General features: G+C 61.4%; 22 protein-coding genes. 14 read left to right on the top strand and 8 right to left on the bottom strand.

Annotated elements, in window-relative coordinates; translation table 11 throughout:
- Positions 1-57: 57 nt before the first annotated feature.
- The 11 genes from WCT10_04450 to WCT10_04400 all read left to right on the top strand — a co-directional run bounded on the left by WCT10_04450 (position 58) and on the right by WCT10_04400 (position 8,125).
- Positions 58-1,440 (top strand): extracellular solute-binding protein, encoded by a 1,383-nt coding sequence (locus WCT10_04450; protein ID MFA6604057.1) that lies wholly within the window; start codon positions 58-60, stop codon positions 1,438-1,440.
- A 62-nt stretch (positions 1,441-1,502) separates the two neighbouring features.
- Positions 1,503-2,408, top strand: coding sequence for a UTP--glucose-1-phosphate uridylyltransferase GalU (galU, locus tag WCT10_04445; GenBank protein MFA6604056.1), 906 nt, complete (start codon positions 1,503-1,505; stop codon positions 2,406-2,408).
- A gap of 11 nt (positions 2,409-2,419) precedes the next feature.
- Positions 2,420-3,868: an extracellular solute-binding protein gene (locus tag WCT10_04440; protein MFA6604055.1), complete on the top strand. Its 1,449-nt coding sequence runs from the start codon at positions 2,420-2,422 to the stop codon at positions 3,866-3,868.
- Between the two features lie 8 nt (positions 3,869-3,876).
- Complete coding sequence (locus WCT10_04435; protein ID MFA6604054.1) at positions 3,877-4,590, top strand: pilin; 714 nt, start codon at positions 3,877-3,879, stop codon at positions 4,588-4,590.
- A 14-nt stretch (positions 4,591-4,604) separates the two neighbouring features.
- A complete protein-coding gene (locus tag WCT10_04430) occupies positions 4,605-5,030 on the top strand; it encodes a pilin (protein ID MFA6604053.1) in 426 nt (141 codons plus the stop codon).
- Positions 5,031-5,047: 17 nt separating this feature from the next.
- Positions 5,048-5,566 carry a pilin gene (locus WCT10_04425; protein MFA6604052.1) on the top strand — a complete coding sequence of 173 codons (519 nt, stop codon included), beginning with the start codon at positions 5,048-5,050 and terminating at the stop codon, positions 5,564-5,566.
- Positions 5,567-5,711: 145 nt separating this feature from the next.
- A complete protein-coding gene (locus WCT10_04420) occupies positions 5,712-6,086 on the top strand; it encodes a pilin (protein MFA6604051.1) in 375 nt (124 codons plus the stop codon).
- A 109-nt stretch (positions 6,087-6,195) separates the two neighbouring features.
- Entirely contained in the window at positions 6,196-6,609 is a 414-nt protein-coding gene (locus WCT10_04415) for a hypothetical protein (protein ID MFA6604050.1), read from the top strand.
- A gap of 57 nt (positions 6,610-6,666) precedes the next feature.
- On the top strand, positions 6,667-7,116 hold the full coding sequence (locus tag WCT10_04410; GenBank protein ID MFA6604049.1) for a hypothetical protein: 450 nt from the start codon (positions 6,667-6,669) through the stop codon (positions 7,114-7,116).
- A 20-nt stretch (positions 7,117-7,136) separates the two neighbouring features.
- The gene (locus tag WCT10_04405) at positions 7,137-7,625 is read left to right on the top strand and encodes a pilin (protein MFA6604048.1); all 489 of its coding nucleotides are present in this window, start codon (positions 7,137-7,139) and stop codon (positions 7,623-7,625) included.
- Between the two features lie 32 nt (positions 7,626-7,657).
- Positions 7,658-8,125, top strand: a complete 468-nt coding sequence (locus tag WCT10_04400; GenBank protein ID MFA6604047.1) for a hypothetical protein — start codon at positions 7,658-7,660, stop codon at positions 8,123-8,125.
- A 78-nt stretch (positions 8,126-8,203) separates the two neighbouring features.
- Here the strand turns inward: WCT10_04400 and WCT10_04395 are convergent, their stop codons facing one another.
- From WCT10_04395 to WCT10_04380, 4 genes are all read right to left on the bottom strand, one after another.
- Positions 8,204-8,794 (bottom strand): hypothetical protein, encoded by a 591-nt coding sequence (locus tag WCT10_04395; protein MFA6604046.1) that lies wholly within the window; start codon positions 8,792-8,794, stop codon positions 8,204-8,206.
- Positions 8,795-8,822: 28 nt separating this feature from the next.
- Positions 8,823-9,263 carry a hypothetical protein gene (locus WCT10_04390; protein MFA6604045.1) on the bottom strand — a complete coding sequence of 147 codons (441 nt, stop codon included), beginning with the start codon at positions 9,261-9,263 and terminating at the stop codon, positions 8,823-8,825.
- Positions 9,264-9,651: 388 nt separating this feature from the next.
- The gene (locus WCT10_04385; GenBank protein ID MFA6604044.1) at positions 9,652-10,704 is read right to left on the bottom strand and encodes a hypothetical protein; all 1,053 of its coding nucleotides are present in this window, start codon (positions 10,702-10,704) and stop codon (positions 9,652-9,654) included.
- A 19-nt stretch (positions 10,705-10,723) separates the two neighbouring features.
- A complete protein-coding gene (locus tag WCT10_04380; GenBank protein ID MFA6604043.1) occupies positions 10,724-11,749 on the bottom strand; it encodes a hypothetical protein in 1,026 nt (341 codons plus the stop codon).
- A gap of 346 nt (positions 11,750-12,095) precedes the next feature.
- Between WCT10_04380 and WCT10_04375 the strand changes: the two genes are divergently transcribed.
- Entirely contained in the window at positions 12,096-14,069 is a 1,974-nt protein-coding gene (locus tag WCT10_04375) for a DUF2079 domain-containing protein (protein MFA6604042.1), read from the top strand.
- Between the two features lie 72 nt (positions 14,070-14,141).
- Here the strand turns inward: WCT10_04375 and WCT10_04370 are convergent, their stop codons facing one another.
- From WCT10_04370 to WCT10_04355, 4 genes are all read right to left on the bottom strand, one after another.
- The gene (locus tag WCT10_04370) at positions 14,142-14,759 is read right to left on the bottom strand and encodes a hypothetical protein (GenBank protein ID MFA6604041.1); all 618 of its coding nucleotides are present in this window, start codon (positions 14,757-14,759) and stop codon (positions 14,142-14,144) included.
- Positions 14,760-14,881: 122 nt separating this feature from the next.
- A complete protein-coding gene (locus WCT10_04365) occupies positions 14,882-15,589 on the bottom strand; it encodes a polyprenol monophosphomannose synthase (protein ID MFA6604040.1) in 708 nt (235 codons plus the stop codon).
- Positions 15,590-15,591: 2 nt separating this feature from the next.
- Entirely contained in the window at positions 15,592-17,961 is a 2,370-nt protein-coding gene (locus tag WCT10_04360) for a glycosyltransferase (protein MFA6604039.1), read from the bottom strand.
- Positions 17,958-19,601 (bottom strand): hypothetical protein, encoded by a 1,644-nt coding sequence (locus WCT10_04355; protein ID MFA6604038.1) that lies wholly within the window; start codon positions 19,599-19,601, stop codon positions 17,958-17,960. Before WCT10_04355 ends, WCT10_04360 begins: the two co-directional genes overlap by 4 nt.
- Before the next feature lie 130 nt (positions 19,602-19,731).
- Between WCT10_04355 and WCT10_04350 the strand changes: the two genes are divergently transcribed.
- On the top strand, positions 19,732-20,610 hold the full coding sequence (locus WCT10_04350; protein ID MFA6604037.1) for a C39 family peptidase: 879 nt from the start codon (positions 19,732-19,734) through the stop codon (positions 20,608-20,610).
- Positions 20,611-20,846: 236 nt separating this feature from the next.
- The gene (locus tag WCT10_04345) at positions 20,847-21,323 is read left to right on the top strand and encodes a PGDYG domain-containing protein (GenBank protein ID MFA6604036.1); all 477 of its coding nucleotides are present in this window, start codon (positions 20,847-20,849) and stop codon (positions 21,321-21,323) included.
- Positions 21,324-21,456 lie beyond the last annotated feature (133 nt).

Raw genomic sequence — 21,456 nt, 5'->3', positions numbered from 1 at the left:
GAAAATGGCCGAAAAGGCCCTTTTTTGTTATAATTAAGCTAAATCATCCTGACCACTATGAACAAATATCTTCTCGGTTCCCTGCTCATCGGCCTCACCCTGATCGGCGCCGGCTGTTTCGGCCCCCAGCCGGTCCAGATGACCCCGGTCGCGCTGGAATATTGGCGCGTTGACGACGAGCCCGAGGACATGGCCGAGATCATCGCGGCCTACCAAAAACTTCACCCGCAGATCACGATCAACTACGTGAAGATGGCCCCGGAGCGCTACAAGCAGCTCCTGCTCGAAGCGCTGGCCGAAGACCGCGGGCCGGACCTGTTCGTCCTGCCGAACGTTGCGCTCCGCGAATGGCAGGCCAAACTCCTGCCGCTGCCCAAAGAGACGTCGGTCGTGTCCATGGCTGTCAACCAGCAGAAACAGATCGTGCCGGTCGAGCAGAAAAAAACCTCGCTCACCGTCCGCGAACTGAATAACTCCTTCGTCGAAGCCGTCGTCCAGGACGTGGTCATGGCCGCGGTCGACGATCAGGCTGGCGGCCAGGTTCAGGATGCCATCTTCGGACTGCCGCTCTCGCTCGACACTCTGGCGCTCTACTACAACAAAGACCTGCTCAAAGCCGCCAACATCGAAAAGCCGCCGGCGACCTGGTCTGAATTTCTGGACCTGATTCCGGGCCTGACCACGGCCAAAGAAGACGGGACCGTGACCCAGTCCGGGGCTTCCATCGGCACGGCTGACAATATCCGCTATTCGACCGAACTGCTGGCCTCCATCATGCAGCAGAATGGCGCCGTCCTGGCCGATGACCGCGGCTACGCGCAGTTCGACCAACGGACGCCGGAAACGTCCGGCGACCCCTACCCGCCAGGCGTCCACGCACTGATGTTCTACGTCAGCTTCGCCGAACCGAGCGCCCCCAATTACGCCTGGAACAACAAGATGCCGGATTCCCTGGATGCCTTCGTCTCCGGCAAGACCGCTTTCTATTTCGGCTATCCGCATGACGCCCGGCTGATCAAGGAGCGGGCGCCGAAACTCAATTTCACGGTCGCGCCGCTGCCGCAAGTCAATCCCGGACGCCAGGCCAACATCGCCAAATATCCGGTCGAAGTCGTCTCCAAAAAGACCGCACACGCCGACGAAGCCTGGGATTTCCTGCAATACCTCAGCCAGAAAGACAAGGTCACGAACTTCCTGGTCAAAACCCTGCGGCCGACCGCGCTCCGCAGCCTGGTTAGCGAACAGATCACCAACCCCGACACCGGCGCCTTCGCCGGCCAGGTGCTGACGGCCAAATCCTGGTATCGCGGCCAAAATTACGCCGGGGTGGAAAAAGCTTTCGCTACCATGATCAACACCAAGCCGAGCCGGGAAAGGCCGGAGTATCAATGGATCGTCAGCGCCGGGGTCGCCGCGGTCAATCAGACGCTGCGCGACTAGCCGCCAGAAACTGCTGCTCCGGAACTTCATTTAGTCCGGCGGTTGCCATATAATATATAAGTATGAAGATCCGCAAAGCCATCATCCCGGTCGCCGGTCTCGGGACCCGCTTTCTGCCGGCCACCAAAGCGCAGCCCAAAGAGATGCTGCCGGTCGTCGACAAGCCGGTGATCCAATATATCGTCGAAGAGGCCGTGGCCGCCGGAATCGAGCAGATCATCTTCGTCACCAGCCACACGAAACGGGCGATCGAGGATCACTTCGACCGCAACTTCGAACTGGAATACCGCCTGCAGGAGGGTGGCAAGAAAGACCAGCTGGAGATCATCAAGCGCCTGTCCACCATCGCGTCTTTCGCCTACGTCCGCCAGCGCGAACCGCGCGGCGACGGCCACGCCATTCTCGAAGCCGCGCACCTCATCGGCAACGAACCAGTGGCGATCATGCATGGCGACTACATCATCGACTCGGCTGAACCCGGCATCGGCCAACTGATCGAGGTTTATGACCAATACCAGAGCGGAGTCATCGGCGTCCAGCGCGTGACCAAAGAGCAGATCAGCAAACACGGCATCGTCAAAGGCCGCCCGATCAGCGAGCAGCTTTACGAAGTCGAGGGTCTGGTCGAAAAACCGAAGCCCGAGAACGCGCCGTCTGACCTGGGCATCAAGGGGCGCTACATCGTGACCCCCGAGGTCATGGAGGAGCTGCGCCGCGTTCCGCCGGCGGCGGACGGCGAGATCCGCCTGATCGACGGCTTCAAGGGACTGCTCGGCCGCCAACCCATCTACTGCCGGGACATCAACGGAGACATGTACGACTGCGGCAACAAACTGCAATATCTCATCGCCCAGGTCGAATACGGGCTCAAGCACGCCGAGGTCAACAAAGACCGGCTATTCGCTGATTTCCTGGTCCGCCGCGCGGCCGAACTCAACCAAACATCAGATCAGCCGAAGCGCCACTAACCCTCGATCCTATGTCTCATCGATCCCCGAACTTTCCGCCCGCGCCGACTGCTCGCCCGCGCCGACTGCTCGCCCGCGCCGCGGTGCTGCTGATGCTGCCGGCGCTGCTGCTCGCCGGTTTCGGCTGCAAGAACGCCAGCCCGGCGGTCATCGAGGCATCCAAACCGATCACTCTGAAATATTGGCGCGTGTTCGACGATCAGGACGCGTTCCAGCCCATGATCGACGCCTACCGCCAGCTCCACCCGAACATCAACATCGAATACTCCAAATTCCGTTTTGAAGAATACGAAGCCGCCCTGCTCGACGCCATGGCTGAAGACCAGGGACCGGACATCTTCAGCCTCCAGAACACCTGGATGCTCAAATGGCAGCCGCGGCTCGCGACGGCTCCCGGCGTGGTCACGGTCCCCTTCCGCGAGATGCAGGGCACGATCAAGAAAGAAGCCGTGACCGTGCTGCGCCAGGTCCCCGGCATGACGCTCAAACAGCTCGCGAACGACTACCTGGACGTGGTCTACGCTGACGCGGTCATCCCGACCGAACAGGAAGATCCGCGCGCGCCGCTCGTGCCGTACATCTACGGCCTGCCGCTCGCGGTCGACACGATGGTCCTCTACTACAACCGCGACATCCTGAACGCCGCCGGCATCAGCCAGCCGGCGACGCAGTGGCGCGAATTCCAGGACCACGTCAAACGCATCACCAGGCTCGATGAGACCGGCGCTATCCTGCAGTCCGCCGCCGCCCTGGGCACAGCCGATAACGTGGAGCGCTCGCAAGACATCCTGGCACTGCTCATGATGCAGAACGGCGCCCCGATGACGAACGAGAGCGGCATGGTCACGTTCGATCGCTTCACGCCGGAAACGGCCGGCCAGGAACTGACTCCCGGCGCCGCGGCCCTGGTGTTCAACAATGATTTCGCAAATCCGGAAAAAGAGGTCTACACCTGGAATGACAAGATGCCCGCGTCGCTCGACGCTTTCGCCGCTGGACGGACGGCCTACTTCTTCGGCTACTCCTACCATCTGGCGCAGATCCGCGCGCTCAACCCGAAGCTGAATTTCAGCATGACCGGTTTCCCGCAGATCGAAGGCAATAAACCCGTCTACTACGCCAATTATTGGCTGGAGGTCGTCTCCAAAAAGACCGCGCATCTCGACGAGGCGTGGGACTTCGTCCGGTTCATCACCGCCGCCGAGCAGGTCCAGAAATACCTGAACGCCACCGGCAAACCGACCGCGCTCCGCAGCCTCGTGAACAGCCAGTTGGAGAACACCGACCTGTCGGTCTTCGCCGCGCAATTGCCGTCCGTCCGTTCCTGGTATCGCGGCCTCGACGCGATCGCCGCGGAAAAGATCTTCAACGATATGATCCGCCAGATGATCGCCGGCGACGCCGAATCCAACAAGATCGTCGAACTGGGGGCCGCTAAGGTCAACCAGACCATCAAATGAGAACCGCTATGATCCGGAGCCGCACGAAAAAAATCCTGCTCGGACTGTTCCTGGCCGCCGTCCTGGCCGGCTGGAGCGCTGTGGCACTGGCGCCGGCCGTCCTGGCCGCCGGTGAGGGCCAGCAATGTTCGACCAACGACGACTGCGATTCGCCGCTGTCCTGCCGCAGCGGCCGCTGCACCCGGATCAACACTTTCCGCCTGGTGCCGGAATGCGCGACTGTGCGTAGCGCGATCCCCGGCGAAGCGCCGCCGGTCCCCTCCATCACCTGCGCGCTCGAAACTTTCGGCCGGATCGCCCAGCTCATCCTGGGCCTCACCGGCAGTGCGGCCCTGCTCATGTTCGTCTACGGCGGCTTCCTCATGGTCACTTCGGCCGGCAGCTCAGACAAGGTCTCCAAAGGTAAGACCGTCATGACGAACGCCATCATCGGCATCGTGATCATCATGACCTCGGGCCTGCTCATCCAGTACGGCATAAGTAAGATCGGCATCAGCTCCGAATTCCAGGTAGTCGGACAAGCCTGCACCGGTACCGGCGGCCGAGGCGTCATCATCCAAATGCCGAATGGCGAAAACAAATGCGTTTCCAGCTGCGCGACCGACCTGGCCGCCTCCGGTTTCAGCTGCGTCAACACGACCTTGCCAGCCAATGCCGGAAAATATTGCATCGCCAACCTCTGCCCCGGCAACGCCGACATCATGTGTTGTCTCACTCAATAACGCCGCCCCTAATTATGCGCTCCCATCTCCGCCTGCTGATCCTGCTTCCATTGCTTGCCTCGGCGTTCGCCATGACGCTCGCCGCAGCCGCTCCTGTCCTGGCCCAAACATCTGACGCCGCGCCGCCGACACTAGACCTAGAGCCGATCGCTCCGGCCGCCGAACCCCTCCGCACCCACACCCTGCCCAATCCGCTCCAGGCCGGAACCATCCCCGAACTCCTGGGAAACGCGGCGCGCCTCCTCACCGGCATTGTCGGCTCCATCGCCCTGCTCATGTTCGTCTACGGCGGCATGCTTTGGATGACCTCGCGCGGCAATTCCAGCCAGATCGAGAAAGGCAAGAACATCTTCGTCTGGTCGACGATCGGCCTGCTCATCATGTTCTCTTCTTACTTGATCATCAGCTTCTTCCTGCAGACCATCGGCGCGACAAGCTAACGCCCTGAGCCACCACTATGCGTCATGAGATCAATTCAGCGAGAACGAACCGCGCAACAACCGCCAGACCGTCGCGCAGCCTGAGTCTTCTGACTGTCGGCACGACCGCGTCCATTTTAGCTGCCCTATTCTTCTTCGCCGCGACCCCGCCAACCCTGGCCGCGCCCACGCCCAGCACCGGCTTCAGCCAGTCGGCAGCTGTCGGCGTACCGCTGCCGCTCGCCGGCGTCACCGTGCCCGGACTCATCGGCAAGATCATCAACCAAACCCTCGGTTTCGCCGGCCTGATCGCGCTCCTCATGTTCATCTACGGCGGACTGACCTGGATGCTGGCCTCGGGCAACGAAGACAAGATCGGCACGGCTAAAAAGACGGTCACCTGGGCGGCTTTGGGCCTGATCATGGTCTTCGCTTCCTATATGATCGCGAACCTGGTGATCACCTCGCTCTCCGCCGAAACGATGGACCAACCAGCCGCGACGCCAGCCACCACGACTGCCCCAGCAGCTCCAGCCCCGACCACTCCCGCCATTTAAGGCTGAACGGCCGCTCAAAACGGCCGCCAAAAACCCGCCTCAAACCCCTAAGCCGCGAAATTCATTTTTCGCGGCTTTTAGAGTAAAATAAGTGTATCCGCATTATTGTGGATATCTTTAAGTATAATTCGGGAGGGGGTGAACTATGACAAAACACACGCTTAAGAAGATCGCTGCCAGCACTTTGACCGCCGTCGCCGTCGCCTTGCCGCTCGTGGCCATGGCCCAGGTTGACCTCGGACTCAATTACGCTACCAACATCGGCCTCGGAACCAAGGATGTCCGCGAAACAGTTTCGAGCGTCATCCGCGCTTTCATGGGCCTGCTCGGTATCGTGGCCGTCTGTATCATCCTGTTCGGCGGTTTCAAATGGATGACCGCCGCCGGCAACGAGGAGAACATTTCTGATGCCAAGAAACTCATCATCTCCGGCATCATCGGCCTCGTCATCATCATGTCCGCTTACGCCATCGCCCAGTTCGTCGTTGGCGCCGTCATCAACGGAACTTCGAACACGTAGTCGAGATCAAGCGCAAAGCTTTGCCCCGCTCCGGATTCCGGAACGGGGATCGCCCGCCGCAGGACGGACGGCCCCTGTTCCGGAAAAACAATTTTCAGACCGAACTCTTATGGTCACTCCCTTCAAGAATAAATCTGTCGCGGCCGCGATGCTTTTTTTGGCCGCGGTCTTCTGTCTGGCGCTCGTGGGTCCGACGCCGCTCCTTGCCGTTGATACCGGTCTTGACGCCACGGCCGGAGTCGCCGGTTTCAAGACGACGAACAACCCCGCCGCCGCGATCAACATCAGCATCGGAAATTTCATCAATCAGCTCCTGGGCTTTGTCGGCGTCATCTTCCTGCTTCTCACCATCTACGCCGGCTTCCGCTGGATGACCGCGCAGGGCAACGATAAGCAGATTGACGAAGCCAAAAAATTACTGACTGGCGCGGTCATCGGCATGATCATCATCTTCGGAGCCTACGCCCTCACCACCTGGCTCATCGCCACGGTCGGACAAGCCACCGGCCAAAACATCCAGTAAGCGGAACAGCCGCGCCATGATCAGCCCCGCGACCAGTTATCAATTAATTTCAGGCCTATGACGCCAAAAAAAGCGAAGATCTCGTCCGCGATCCTGTCCCTGCTACTGCCCCTGGGTTTTATGGTCATAACGCCCGTGGCGCTGGCGCAATCCGCGAACAACACCCCGCCAGTCAGAATCAACACCGTCGGCAACCTGGATGCGGTCGCTGGAAGAGCCGGCTATGACATCACGACTGGAACTGCCGTCGGACCGGTCGAAATCATCGGCAATGTGATCGGTTACGCCCTGGCGCTGCTCGGCGTCATCTTCACGCTCCTCACCCTCTACGCCGGCTTCCTCTGGATGACCGCGCAGGGCGCCAGCGACCAGATCGACAAAGCCAAAAAAATGCTCACCAATGCCGTCATTGGCTTGGCCATCATCACGGCCTCTTACGCCCTGACCAGATTCGTCTTTGACGTGGTCCTGAAGAGCGCCCAGGTGACTTCCGCGTCCGGAACCTAATCCGCAGTAATGATCCGCCTATGTCCGGTCATGATAAGATCTCGCTCAACAAAAAATTAGCCGCGACGCTATTGCTGCTCCCGCTGCTCCTTGCCGGTCTGACGCTGGGTTTGGCGATTCCGAACCCGACCCCGGTCCTGGCTCAGGCCACAGTCGAAGCTCCCGGCACCAAAGCCCCGCTGCAAAAGGGACTCAAGGGGCTCACTGATGACAAGAGTTACGCCGACACCTTCGCCAAGAACGCCGGAATCGATACCGGAACAGCCTCGCTCGAGACCATCATCGGCACCATCATCCGTTCGCTCCTGGGCCTCCTGGGCACGGTCTTCGTCGTGTTCATCATCTACGCCGGCTACCTCTGGATGACCGCGCAGGGCGACAGCGACCAGATCGGCAAAGCCAAGAAGATCATCCTCAACGCGTCCGTCGGCCTCGTCATCATCCTCCTGGCCTGGTCCATCACTGAATTCGTGCTGGTGAATATCGTGGCAAGAAGCCTGGCCCGCTAAGGCGGACTTTCTCATCTCTTCCGACCATCCCTATGACCAAGAATCGCGGACTTCTGACACTGGCGATCGCGACCATCACGCTGCTGGGCCTCGCCGTCTGGCAGCTCCCGGCCCTGGCGCAGGCGCCGGCACAACCGCCGGCACAACCGAGAAACAATTCCGTGCTGACGGATATCGTCGATTCCGGCACTCGGACCGGCACGGCGGCCGGTTTGGCCAGCCAGACCGGAGCGACCGAGGATCTGCGCGTGGTCATCGCCAAGATCATCCGCAACGTCATGGGGATCCTGGGCTTCCTGGTCGTCTGTCTGATCCTCTACGCTGGCTACCTCTGGATGACCGCGCAAGGCGACAGCGATCAGATCGGCAAAGCCAAGAAGATCATCCTCAACGCCACCATCGGCCTCGCGATCATCATGTCTGCCTACGCCGTTGCTTTCTTCGTAGTCAGTGCGATCGGAAACACTGAGAACCAGGACGTGATCCGCATCTCCATCTGAATCCCAGCCGAATCTGAATTGAATTGGAAAAGCCGCACCAGAGATGATGCGGCTTTTGTTATCGGGCGGACTGAAAGATCAATATTCTTCGATGACGCAGCTGGGATGGATCTGGGCGTACTGGTGTCCGCGAAAAGTGGTTCGCGTGTTCCAGTGATCGGTCCATCGCAGATAGCCGATCTTCTGCAGCTGGCACTTGGTGGTTCCCGGACCTCCGCGGCAGGCGTAGAACGTGCCGGTCAGGGTCTGCTGGCCGAGATGGCCGAGGCAGATCCAGACGCTGGTGCCTGGCGGGACGCCGGGCAGCAGACCGCGCGAGCCGCGGACCTTGACGTGTTCGCCATTGATCAGGAGATCGAGGTAGAACCCCGAATCATTCTGGATCTCCATGGCGTAGACGCCGGTCGAGCAGCCTTCGGGACGCTGATCGAGCCAGCCCCAGTTCTCCGGCGGGGAGACGCGGCGCTGCGCGGGCGGCGGGACCAGGTCGGCCATCGTCGGAGCCGCGGCCGGATACTGAGCGGCGACCCGCAGTTTGAGTTCGGCGTTCTGGCGCTTGAGCTTGGCCAGTTCGTCCTCTCCCGGCTTGGCGACGACAGCGGTCGTGGCGCAAGCGGCGAGCGAGCCGAGGCACGCGACGATCGTCGCGAACGACATCAGCTTCTTCATGACGCTCTCCTCTCGTGCGGCTTGGCCGCTACTGTTGGGGTTGATCGGGCTGCAGCTTCTGCTGCAGCTTCTTGTGCATCCTCAGGGAATCGTTGGCCTTCTCTTCGACCTTGCGGAGTTCGTCCTGGGTGACGTACCCGGGCGAACCGGCGGCCGGAGCCACTGGTTGACCGTAACCGGCCGGCGGGATGACATCGCCGAAGTAGTACTGGTAGTCGCCGCCGACGCCGCCTCCCATCGAGGGGTAGGCTCGGCCTTCTTCGACGGCCTTCCAATACTGCTGGCTGTTGTACTCCTGCACGTAGTTCTCGGAGAGAACCTGGGCCAGGACCTCGGGATCGCGGGTGTAGCCGTTGAAGCTGTAGACGCCCGGCTTTGACGAGACCGAAGCGAAACTACAGCTGGCGAGCGACGCGATAGCGAGTGCGAGCGCGGACACCTTGGACAGTTCACGATAGAGAGCCTTCATGATTGACCTCCTCGCCCCTGATGGGGACATTGAATGCCCTTATGGGGCGGTTTTTGAATGAACGCATTCGGAGGTACGACCCTCCAAAATGACATCCAAATATAGCATATTTTAAGCTGATTGTCAAGATGCGGCGTTGGCAGAAATTAGCGCAACCAAGCTTATTTTTGGCACCAATGATGGCCGACCGCGAGATAAAATCCCGCAAGGCGACGGATGTCATACCACTTCTGCTGCCCCCGGCAAAAGCGCCTTCGGCTTACGCCAAAGTATCCAGGCGCGCCAGGCTGCCGCCTGCAGGGATTCCGGCCGCGGCAAGGAGCCGGCGTGTATTCCGCGGCCTACAGAAAACCCCCGTCCGGCTGATAGCCGAACGGGGGGGTGAAGATCAAAGATCTGGATACTTGCTGAGTTCCTGGAAGACGTCTTCGTCTGGCGCTGCGGGCTGATGTTTCGCCTTGGTCGCCTGACGCGCTGCTGGCGGCGGTGGCGACAGATCGACTATCGATCCGACGCTTCCGTCCGATTGCCGGAAAGTTCCGGTGGCTGACTCGGTCGGACCGGTCAGATCCTTCCAGTAACTGCCGTTGCGCACCTTCTCCATGTCCGCTTCGAGCTTGCCGTAGTCGGCTGATTCCGCTTCCGAGCAGAAACGCCCGTCGCAGAGTTCGACTGCCCGCTTCAGAATGGCATTGCGCCGTTCACCGAGCTTCAGCAGCAGTTGCTGGTCGATCTCCGTCGCGGCCTTGTCGGCTTGAGCGGAAACCTGGCCCAGCAGATCGCGGCGCTCGCTGATGTCGGTCAGCTGATCAGCTGACGAATCCGCGAGTTGCCCGAAAGCGGCGGCGAAACGCGGGTTGACCATGGCGAGCGTCGCTATCACGAAGATGATCGCAGCGGCGCTGACGGTGAACTTGCGGAGCCGCGGCCCTTCGAACCAGTGGCTGGAATAAACCGCTGAGAAGAAGATGAGGCAGATCACGGAGACCGCGGTCGCCGTCAGGCTACGCCAGAACGGAATGACCGCGGCATAGAGACAAGCCGCCGTCAGCCAGGCCGTGATACCGCGCAACCAGCGGACGAACTTCTCCGCCGTCTCGGTGCTGAGCACTTCCACCTTGTCGGTGAACTTGTTCAGCCCCTTAGTCGCGAGCGACACCAGATGGATCAGGATCGTAGCCCTGATCCAGAAGAGCGTCGACAGCAAGCCGTACAGGATGCCGGCCGCGAGCATACAACCCTTGGCCGCCGTGAGTCCGGCCGCAATCTCATGCTCGTAGGCATAGAAGCCCACGACCACGCCGGTCGCCATGAGCAGACCGGGAACGATGACTGAAACGTACAGGAGCCGTTCGGACAAGGTCAGATTATCCTTGACCCAGCCGGCGGCGTCCTTGGCCTCGTTGCCGATGACCAGTCCGATCAATTTGATCAGGTTCATTGCAGACCTCCTTCGATGGTCAGATGGGCAGGAACATTTTCCACCACTTAGGCTGCGGACGCGGCGTCTTGATCCTCTGGAGCTGGGCCGCCACGAGCGGCTCCAGGCTCTGATCGAACTCCGTGTACTTCCGCCAGCCGGCCTTCACGATGCCGGCGGCCTTGGGGCAGCCGGATTTCACGAGTGCGCCGACGAACGCGAAGAACTTGCCGATCAAGTGCCGCGCGTTGCGGTTCTCGAGAAGCGGCAGGAGCTCGAGACGGACTTGGGGATCCATGGCCATGAAGCCGATGAACTCCTCTTCCGAATCCAGCTCATGCAGGGCGTCGACCGCCCGCTTGCGCTCTCCGACCGTGAGCGTGTCGATCCAGGACGTGAACTCCTTGAGCCGCTCCGGGCTCAGAGTGCCGAGGATGTCGAACGGCGAAGCGTTCGGTCTCAGCTTCTTGGGCGCTGGCGCGGCCGCCGGCTTCTGCAGCTCGGCGTCAATGGTTTCGAAACAGCACGGCGCCACCCTGAGCTTCTGATCGATCACGTCCTTGAACGAGATCTCGCGTTTCTGCTCGGCCTTCAGGTCGTGCAGATTGACGCAAGTCGGCTGATGCGCCAGGCCGGTGGCGAGGATGAGCTTCTTGGCGTTGACCTTGCCGGTCGCCGCTTCGACTGCTTTTTCCTTGTCCTCGACTGTGGCCGCTTCGCCCTTTTCCTTCTTCTCCTTGACGACGTCGCCGATGGCTTTGCCAGCCTCGTTCACGAGCGAACGGACATACGCGGCGCGAGCCGGGGACTTGAAGGCGCTATCCGGCACTTTGCCGATGGCGAATCCGACGACGCCGGGAACGACCTGGTAGATCGTCTCGATGGCATCGGGCGACAGGTCGCGGATCAGAGCCTCGACCGGTCGCGAATCAGCGAACATGTGCACGATCTTGATGATCAGGCGCTCGATGTACGATTCCGCGACGGTGCCGATGGTCTCGCCCACTGTGGGCTTGTCCGGATTCTGATTCTTGTCCTTGCCCTTTTCCTTGTTCTTGTCTGACATGACGTCCTCCTTTTTGGAACTCTAACTCCGGACTCTCGCGAGCCGGAAGTGTTTGTAATGAGCTCAGTCTCGCCGGCCGAAGCCGAACGCGGACCGTGTTACGAAACATTCGTAACGGCTGAATATAGCATAAAAAAGGCGTTTTGTCAACGGGAGGGGGACGAAGTGCGGAAGTTCTGAAGTGCTGAAGTACTGGAGTACTGAAGTGCGGAAGCTTGATCTCAAACCTTCAGAACTCCCGCACTCCAGTACTCCCGCACTCCAGTACTCCCGCACTCCAGTACTCTCAACACTCCCCTCACCCCCAGCTTCCTCCCAAACCTCCGGTGCTATATGATTAGCCCATATGAAGCGGCAGCTCAAAAATGCGCTGAAATGGCTCAGCGGACACCAACGCAGCGTCCTCTGGGTCATGATCCTGGCTTATATCGGCCTTTTTTCCGCTCTCTGCCTCTGGAAATACGGCCTTTACCTCTACGACTCCATTGATCTCGCTTATTTCAATCAGGTCTTCTGGAATTTCCTGCATGGCCGCTGGTTCGAGGGTTCGATCCACCCTCATTCCTCGCTCGGCGACCACGCTGAGCTGGCGATCCCCTTCCTGTTGCCGTTCTACGCTTTTTTCCCCGACCCGCGGACCCTGCTCGTCCTGCAGACCGTCGCTCTGGCGCTGCCCGCCTGGCCACTCTTCCTCATCGCCGAACGCCGCTTCGCGGCCCGCTCGCTCGCGCCCATCGCCATCGCGGCCCTGTGGCTCGCCTCCCCTCTCGTCCAGAACATCAACATCTACGAATTCCATATCCTGCCGTTCGCGCTCCTGCCGCTATTGTTCGCCCTGCGCGAATACGACCGCGGCCGGCTGCGCCACTTCCTGATCTTCGCGCTCCTGGCGCTCGTCGTCCGCGAGGACGTCGCGTTGGTCGTCGTTGCTTTCGGCGTCCTGGCCTGGATCGAAAAAAGATCCTGGTCCTGGCGGCTGGCCCCGGTCGCGCTCGGCGGCGTCTGGTTCGTCGCGGCGCTGCGGCTCATTGCGCGCTTCGCTCCGGTCGGCGGCTACAAATACGCGATCTACTATTCCTGGCTGGGTAACACGCCGGCGGAGATGCTGCTGAATACCCTGACCCGGCCGCTGCGCGTGCTCGGGCATCTGTTCACTTTCGCCAATCTGGAGATGCTGCTGGGTTTCGCCCTGCCTTTCGCCCTGCTGCTCATCCTGCTGAAACCGCGGCGCCTGATCCTGGCGGCTCTGCCGCTCCTGCAGATCATCCTCGGCGCGCCCGGCGGCGGCGAGTTGATCCTGCGCACGCATTATTCGACGCTGTTCCTGCCGGCGCTGTTCGCCGCGGCGCTCGACGGCCAGGCCGCCCTGCCGAAATTCGCGGCCCGTCTCGCCAAGCGCGGCCTGCCCGACGCGCGGCTGCTGTTGACCGCGTTGCTCGTCTTCGCGGCGCTCTACGGAAATCTCGTCCTGGGGCCGCTCAAGGACGCGGCCGTCCTGGCGGCGGATGGCGCAAGCCGCCGCGAACAAGCGGCTGCAGCTGACGATCTGCTGGCGCGCGTCGGACCGCAGGCGGCGGTCGCGGCCAGCTATGCTTTCCTGCCGCAACTCTCGTCCCGCGAATATCTTTACTCCCTGCACTATCAATTCCTGGGCGTCACGCAATTCGCCCTGACGCCCTACACCCTGCCATCCACCGTCCGCTACGTCGCGCTCGACACCGACGATCTCCTGAATTATCAGGCGCAGTTCCTGAGGACGGACTGGACCAAGCCGCATTACGCCGGCGGCTACGCGCGGCTGCGCGAAGCGGCCAAGGGCGGCGCGGTCTTCGCCCGGGAAAACCTGATCCTGATCGATAATCTGGCCGCTCCGGCTGACCTGGCCGCGGAGCTGACCGGCGCGCCGTATGAATTCGCTTCGGGCATCACCCTGGATTCCTGGGGACTGCGAGTAACCGGAACCGCCGGAGAAAAAGTCATCGCGCTCGCGACCGCCTGGTCCGCGACCGCGCCTGTCGCCGCTGATCTGGCCATGCGCGTCAGACTCAAGGACAGCGCCGGCCAGACCGTTTATGACCGCGCTTTCCCGCTCGGCGGCGGATTGACGCCGACCTCCGAGATCGCTCAGCGCCAAGCCGTCGCGGAACTGAACCTGCCCGCTGCCAGCCTCGCCGACGGCTGGTACTATCCGGAAATCTCACTCGAACTCATTGACAGCCGCCTGGTACTGGGGCCGCTGGGCTCGACCAGACGCGAGATCATGGCGCGAAAGAATTTCGGCGCCGCCGCTCTGCCGCCGCTGCTGATCAATGGCCAGTAGCGCCAAAAAGAAATAAATGAAAACCCACGGCAGAGAGGCCGTGGGTTTTGAGATGGCTGGAGGAAAGAACGATCAACGGAGGGAAGCCGGCAGGATCACGTCCCGGGTATTGACCGCCCAAACGGCGGCGGATTCGGGACCGACGGTCAGCTTCTGCTCCAGCGTGCCGAGCTCGATGAGCTCGCCAGCGGCGGCACCCTCAGCTCGCGGCGCGATCATGTCCCTGGCGACATAGACCGTGCCCGCGACGACGTGTTCGCCGGCTGCGGAGCAGAGATAGATCCGCTGATGCGGCGCCACGAACTCGGTCGAACTCGCGCGACCCAGCACCGTGACGTCCTGGCCGTCGATGCCCAGCTTGAGGAAGAAGAGCGAGTCATTCACGATCTCGATCGCTTCCGGTCCGGACTCGCAGCCTTCGGCCGTCTTCTCGGTCTTGGCCAGATTCTTGGGGAACGGCTGAACGGCGAGGCGGTCCGTCGGCTGATCCGACAAGGACTTCGCCAGCGGCGACGCCAGGCCGAACTCACTCTGGCGCTCGGCCAGCTTGTTCAGGACCAGGATCTGGACCAGGGTGTCATTGTCCGACTGCAGCGCGCGGAGGGCATCGTTCCCGTCCGTGTTCGCCGAAGTCGCGGCGCAGCTGCTGACCAAGACTGCGATGAACAGGCTCGCCAGAAAATTCTTCATGATTTTCTCCTCGGTTGAATGTTTGGGAAAGAACGCGCGACGAAAAAGATTAGCACAAAAAACGCGCTTTGTCAATCATCCCGGCGACAAAACGCGCTCGATCCCCGCTCGCGAACGGCCTTTTATTTCTGGCGGCGCAGACGCCAGATCGTGGCGAAAAATTGCCAGACCTCTTGCTTGGTGAGCTTGGAGCTGCCGAACCGGCGATCCCGGAAGACAACCGGGATCTCCGCGACCTGGAACCCGTTTTTTTCAGCCAAATAAAGCGTCTCTTCCTGAAAAGAATAACCGTTGCTTTTGACGCCGCTCTGCAAGATCTTGCGCAACAACGCCGCCCGATAGCACCGGAAGCCGGCGGTCACATCCTCGGTCCTGAGGCCCAGCGCCCATTTGGTCAGCTTCATGGCCGAGCTGCTGATGAGATTGCGATAAGCCGGCCAGCCCTCGGTGCGGCCGCCTTTAATGCGGCGCGAACCGATCGCGAGATCGGCGCCGGCGGCCACGGACGAGATCAGCCGCGGCAGATCCTGCGGGTCATGCGATCCGTCGGCGTCCATTTCGCAGGCGGCGTCGTAGCCGCGCTCCAGCGCCAGGCGAAAACCTTCCAGGTAAGCCGTCCCGAGCCCCAGTTTGCCGCTCCGATGCAGGACGGACACGCGCCCCGGATGCGCGGCCGCGAGTCCGTCGGCCAGCCGGCCGGTGCCGTCCGGCGAAGCGTCGTCAACCACGAGGATGTCCAGATCAGCGAGACCCAGATCCAGGACCGCGGCCGCGACCCGCGCCAGGTTCTCTTGTTCGTTGTAAGTCGGGATGATGACCAGGGTTTTCATAATCAGTCCGCGGCGATATCGGCAGCGGGTTCAAAACGAAAGATAGTGATGGCTCCGAACGCGGCAGCCGGACGCAAGCGGGCGGTCGCGGCCACGACGCCGAGCTGCCGCTCATCCGGACCATAGTAGACATAGCCGATGCCGCGCGCCGCGAGAAAAGCCTCGCGCTCGGCCGCGGCCATGACCGAGTAGAAATCCAGCATGGCCCGGCGCTTCGCTTCGAAATCGAGCGTATTGACGATGTGGCCGACATAAACCCGCCGGCCAGCGAGCCCGACGATCGAGTGCGCGGCTGGCTGGTCGCTCAGGAACACGGACTCCGGCGCGGTCTGGCCAGCGATCCAGGCAAGCGCGGCCTGTTCGTCGCGGTCAAGAAAAAACATCGGCGGCGAATTCGTGCGGTAGTGGCTCAGGTTGCGGCCGATGGAGACCAAGGTTGACGGCAGGAACAAGGTCAGCGCGATGACCGCGGCCAGAACGCCAAGATAGGCGGGCGTCCTGATATTCCGTTCGCGGATGATCGCCCAGACCGCGAGGAAGACCGGCAGCGACAAGATGACCAGCGGAAATTCCAGACCTTCGAGCAAGCGGCGTCCGAAGATCAGCGGCAGATAAATCAGGATGAATTGCGCCAGCGCCCAAACGACGAGGAACGACCAGCGGCCATCGTCCTGATCCCGCCGGCGGCCGAGGAGATAACCGAAGGGCCACAGGACCGAAACGAGACCCAGGCCGACGAGGACGTAGAGAAGTCCAGGTGTCGGATTGGCATTGTTGTTCATGAGCGCGACCGCCGCCTGGCCGTAGTGCGTCAGATAATAATGATAGGCGACCGATGGCAGGGAGAGGGCGACGAAAATAGCGTAAGCCGCGAGGGCGCGGGCCTGGAAGCGCCGGCGCGAGCGCCAGATCAGCCAGAGCGTCGGCACGGCATACAGGGTCGGCGCGTGAAACGGATGGAACTCAAAGAGGACCAGAGCCGCGATCCCGGCCGCCACGGCATAACGCAGGCGGCCGCTCAAAAAAGACCTGACCAACAGATAAAAAGCCAGCAAGAACAGGATCCAGGAAGCGATGAAATGCGGACTGTAAGACAGCGTCAGGAAGCCATTCGCTTCCCCCACCCAGAGATCGATCGGCCACGCGTAACCCTGGGCGTCCGCCGTCTGATAACCCATGAGCGGCGCGAGGTAGACGCCCAGTCCGGAACCGAACAACAGGAGCGCAGCGGCAGCCAGCCGTTCCCGCGGCTCGCGCAGGAACAGGGCGGCGGTCAGATAGACGACGCCGGCGAAGACCGGGATCAGCAGCACGCGCGCGACCTGGAACGCCGCGATCGCCGTCAGATCGAAGAGGCGCGCCAGCCAGCCCACCGACAGCCACAGGATGTTGAACACCGGCAGCAGCGGCTCGGTCGTGAAATCATTCTGGAGCAGCCACGCGCCGCCTTTGACCTGGTTGATATACGACAGGTAAACGTTCATGTCGCCCGGCGCCAAGAATTGCAGGCCGGTCCAGAAGCCGCCGCCGTGCACCGAGCGCCACCAGGCGTAAAGCGGCGCGATGGAAGTCGCGATGACGGCCGCGGCGGCGAGCAGGAGCAGCCAGAATTTTTCCCGCGCGCCGACGGCGAAAGGACGGCCGTCGCGCGGCGGCGGCGCGGCCAGCTCCGACTGGAGAGCGAGGACGCTTGTCGCGTACCGGCGGATCGTCCTGAATACCGGCACTTTCGACCGCCTCCCTGGAACCGAATCTTCGCTCCAGACGACCGGCAATTCCGCGACCGGCAGGCCGGCGCGTTCGGTCCGGACCACGAGTTCGGAATCGAAGAACCAGCCGTCATCCTTGATCGTCGGCAGGATCCGGTCGACGACGTTCGCCGCGGCCGCTTTGAAACCGCACGGCAGATCCGCGGTCTTGGTGCCGAGCGCCAGACGCTGGAAGATCAGGTAGCCGTGCGACAGCAGCCGGCGGAAGCGCGACCGCTCGACCCGCGAACCGGCCTGATAACGCGAACCGACCGCCAGGCCCTGGGTCACGGCCGCGACGCGGACGAGTTCCGGCAGCGCTGCGAGGTCGGTCGAGAGATCAACGTCCATGAAAGCGCAGACTTCGGCGGGGAACTTCTGCCAAGCCGAGCGGATGGCCAAGCCCTTGCCGCGCTGCTCCAGCCGCAGATGACGGACGCCGCTGAGCGACCGCTCCAGTTCGCGCGCGACCGCCGGCGTGGCGTCATCGGAACCATTGTCGGCGATGACGATGGTCACTTCATGTTCGGCCAGCCGCGCGTCGACAAAATGCCGCAGTTTCTCGACTGACGGTCGCAATATTTCGGCTTCATTGAGCACCGGAATGGCGATGGTGATCTTCATAGCGCCGACAGGTCATAGATCCAGACCTCTGCGTCATCATATACCAACGCCGCCCGCCGGTCAGCCGCGACGGCGTCGCGCATGGCGACGTGGTCTTTCTCGATCATCACGAAGCGGGCGTTGAAATCGCGACGGATCGCGGCCGCGGCCCCGCTCGCCATCCGTCCGGTCGTGATCTCGACGTATTCGTCGTGCAGCTGCGGATCCTGGCGATACAGGAAAGTCGGGTCCAATCCGTTGACGTAAACCTGGCGATCATTGAACAAAAATAACATCGGAAAATCATCCCAGTCGCTGTGGAACACGACCTCGCCGCCGACCGCCGCGGTCTGCAACCATTCGGCCGCGCGCTGATAGCGGGTCCAGGAATAACCTTTTTCATAAAGCTTCCGGACGCCGAGGACGCCGCGGACCATGGTGAAAGCGAAGAAGACGGCGAAATACAACAGCGCCAGACGGACGAACCAGACGACTAACGAGCGGGATCCGGTACGGATCCAAGTCCGGAGCGGCTGCCAGTCGAACCAGCGCCAGAGTGTGCCCAGGACCAGCGCCTCCGCGAGGAACGCGAAGGGTACGAAATATTCCACATGCCGCCGGCTGCGCAGTGTGAGCAGCAGGAACAGGCCGGTGAGCAGGACCGCCGCGAAGACGAGCGCGGCATTCCGGCGTTCGTTGGGATCAGCCGCGCCGGACAGGATCTTGATCTGGCGGCGATGCAGGACGACGTACGCGACGATCGTCAGACAGACGCCGGCCATGACGAAGACCGTGCCGGCTGCTCGGAAAAGTTCCAGGAACGGATACGCGTACCACTCGCTGCCGACGCCGATCCGATCGCGGAAACCCACGATGGCGATCTGGAAGATCTGCTCCCAGTAGAACTGCAGATTCCTCGGGAAATACGGATTGACGAGCACGCCGGCAACGAGGCCGGACGCGATCGCGGCGAGATTCAGTATTATGTCGCGCGACGGACGGCGAAGCGACAGCCCGTGCCAGGCGATTCCGGTCCGGCCGTCGAAGATCGATCCGGACAAGAACTCGCCGGTCGCGAGAGCCGCGGCGGCGACGAGCAGCAGCGGCCAGCCGCCGTGGGTCCAGACGTAGACCCAGGCCAGCAGGAACAAGAGCCGCGGTTTCCGCTCACGCCAGGCCGCGAGAGCCAGAAACAGGATGAGCAGCGACGGCGCCGTGGCTTTGACGAGATCGAACCGGAACAGAAAAGTTCCGGAGGTGGCGAGCAGGGCCGCGAAGAAAAGCGGGGCAGCGGCGCGACAGACGCGCAACAGGCGATAGAAAGCGGTCAGCGCGGCCGAAGCAAAAAAGACGGCGGACGCCTTGGCGCCGACGAACGGACCGAAGACGGCGATGAACGGCACCATCGCCCAGTGATACAAAAAATGATGGTCAGCGTAAGCGTGCGCCAAGGTCGTGAACGGCAGCCAGGGAAAATCAGCGACGAAACCGCGCTCCTTGAGGAGCAAAGCCATCTTCAGATGATAAAAAGAATCCGGATCGGCAAAAGAACGCTGCCAGAGCACGAAGCTATTCACGGCCAAAGCAACCGCGAAGAATAAGGCGTAGCGTAGCCAGCGATGCCGACTAAAAAAACCGTTGAGTTGAGCGTATCTGATCATATTGCCAGTATACAATAATTCAGGGATTAAAACTCGACAACGGAGCAAAATTACGGCAGAATCATGAGAGACAAGGTTGCGAGATCTTACTCTCCCGCACTCCTGCACTCCCGCACTCTCACACTTCCTTATGATCAACAACGCCAAAAAATTCATCGTCACCATCAGCCTGGTCACGGTCCTCTCGGCCATGCTCCTTTGGCGTTACCGCCAGGATGCCAGCGATCTGTTGCGCCGCGCGGAACAAGGTCCGCTGCCGCCAGCGATCTCGGCCGAAGAAGTCGGCGAACTTACCAAGACCGCTCCGCCAGCCGAACCCGCGGCCATCACCCCGTCTCCCCCAGCTCCGGTCGTCGGACCGCCGCCGGCTCCAGCCGCCGCTGAAACCCCGGCCGCCGAGCCCGCGCCCGCCGATCCTGCTCCTGCCAAGTCCGCTCCCGCCCTGCCCGCGAGCATCAACCTGAAAGTCCCGATGGTCTACCAGGCGCCCTTTTCCGTCTGGGACGCTAAGGATGAGGACGCCTGCGAAGAAGCCTCCATGCTCATGGTCCAGGGTTATCTGAACGGCACCACCGGATTCAGCCGCGAGGAGATGCGGCGGCTCATCGACGGGATCGTCGCCTACGAGATGTCTTCGCTGGGTTATTTCGAAAGCACCGACGCCGCGCAGACCGCGGAGATTATGCGCTCCTACCTCAAGCTCGGTTCGGTCAAAGTGCTGCCCGTCGCTTCGATCGACGACATCAAACGCGAACTCGCCGCCGGACATCCGGTGATGCTCGGCGCCTCGGGCCGCAACCTGCATAATCCGAACTTCAAGAACGGCGGCCCGGTCTACCACATGCTGGTCGCCAAAGGTTACAAGCCCGGCTGGATCATCACTAACGATCCCGGCACGCGCAAAGGCACTGATTATCTCTATGCCGAAGACGTGCTGTTCAACGCGCTCCATGACTGGAACGGCGGCGACGTCCTGAACGGGGCCAAAGTGATGATCGTGGCGAGATGATGATCCGCGATCCAGAATTAAAAGATCCAAGACAAAAACGCCGCCATCAACACGATCGCGGCTGTTTTTGTAAGCGCGAGATGATCAATTTTGGAGTACTAGAGTGCTGAAGAGCTGGAGTGCTGGAGGCCGACTATCTCCCCAACTCCGTCTCTCCCTCATCTTGACTTTTCGGTCAAAATATACTAAGTTCCGGATAAATTCGCGCCAAAACAAACTCCGAAAGGAAACTGAAAATGGAAACGAAACAGGAACTGATCGACCGGAAGTCGCCCGAGATCCTGAGTGCACTCGCCTCGGCGCCCGTCTACAAGAAGCAAGGACGAGTGCGGGCTCGGCCAGCGGTCGCGGGCGAGGAGATCACGACCGTGCTCGAAAGCGGCGTCAAGGAAACGGAGAACAAGGCCGGCCCCGGCGACTGGATTGTCACCAACCCGTCCGGCGAACAGTACGTCATCTCGGAAAAGAAATTCCTTGGCCGCTACGAAGCGACTGACGAACCCGGCGCGTACTCGGCGAAAGGTTATTGCCGCGCGATCCCGAATCCGTTCGGAAAGCCGATCGAGATCCTGGCTTCGTGGGGTTCGCCGCAGACCGGCGACGAGCGCTGTCTGATCGCCGACACCTGCGATGCGAGCGGGAAAACGGACGGCGAACCTTATCTCATCGACGCCGACGCTTTCGCCAAAACCTACCGGCGAGTCGAAAACTGAACGACCTTCTTCTGAAAGCTCCGCCGCGAATGTGTGGGAGAGACGGAGTCAGGGAGAAACGGAGATAGTAGATTCTCCACCAGCTCCGATTATCTTTAGCTCGCCGCACTCTCCCATGAGCGCGGTTTTTTTT

It is taken from the genome of Patescibacteria group bacterium, from assembly GCA_041667185.1.
Classification (GTDB): Bacteria; Patescibacteriota; Patescibacteriia; order SG8-24; family SG8-24; genus JBAYFM01.
This window is presented reverse-complemented; position numbering and strand designations above follow the sequence as displayed.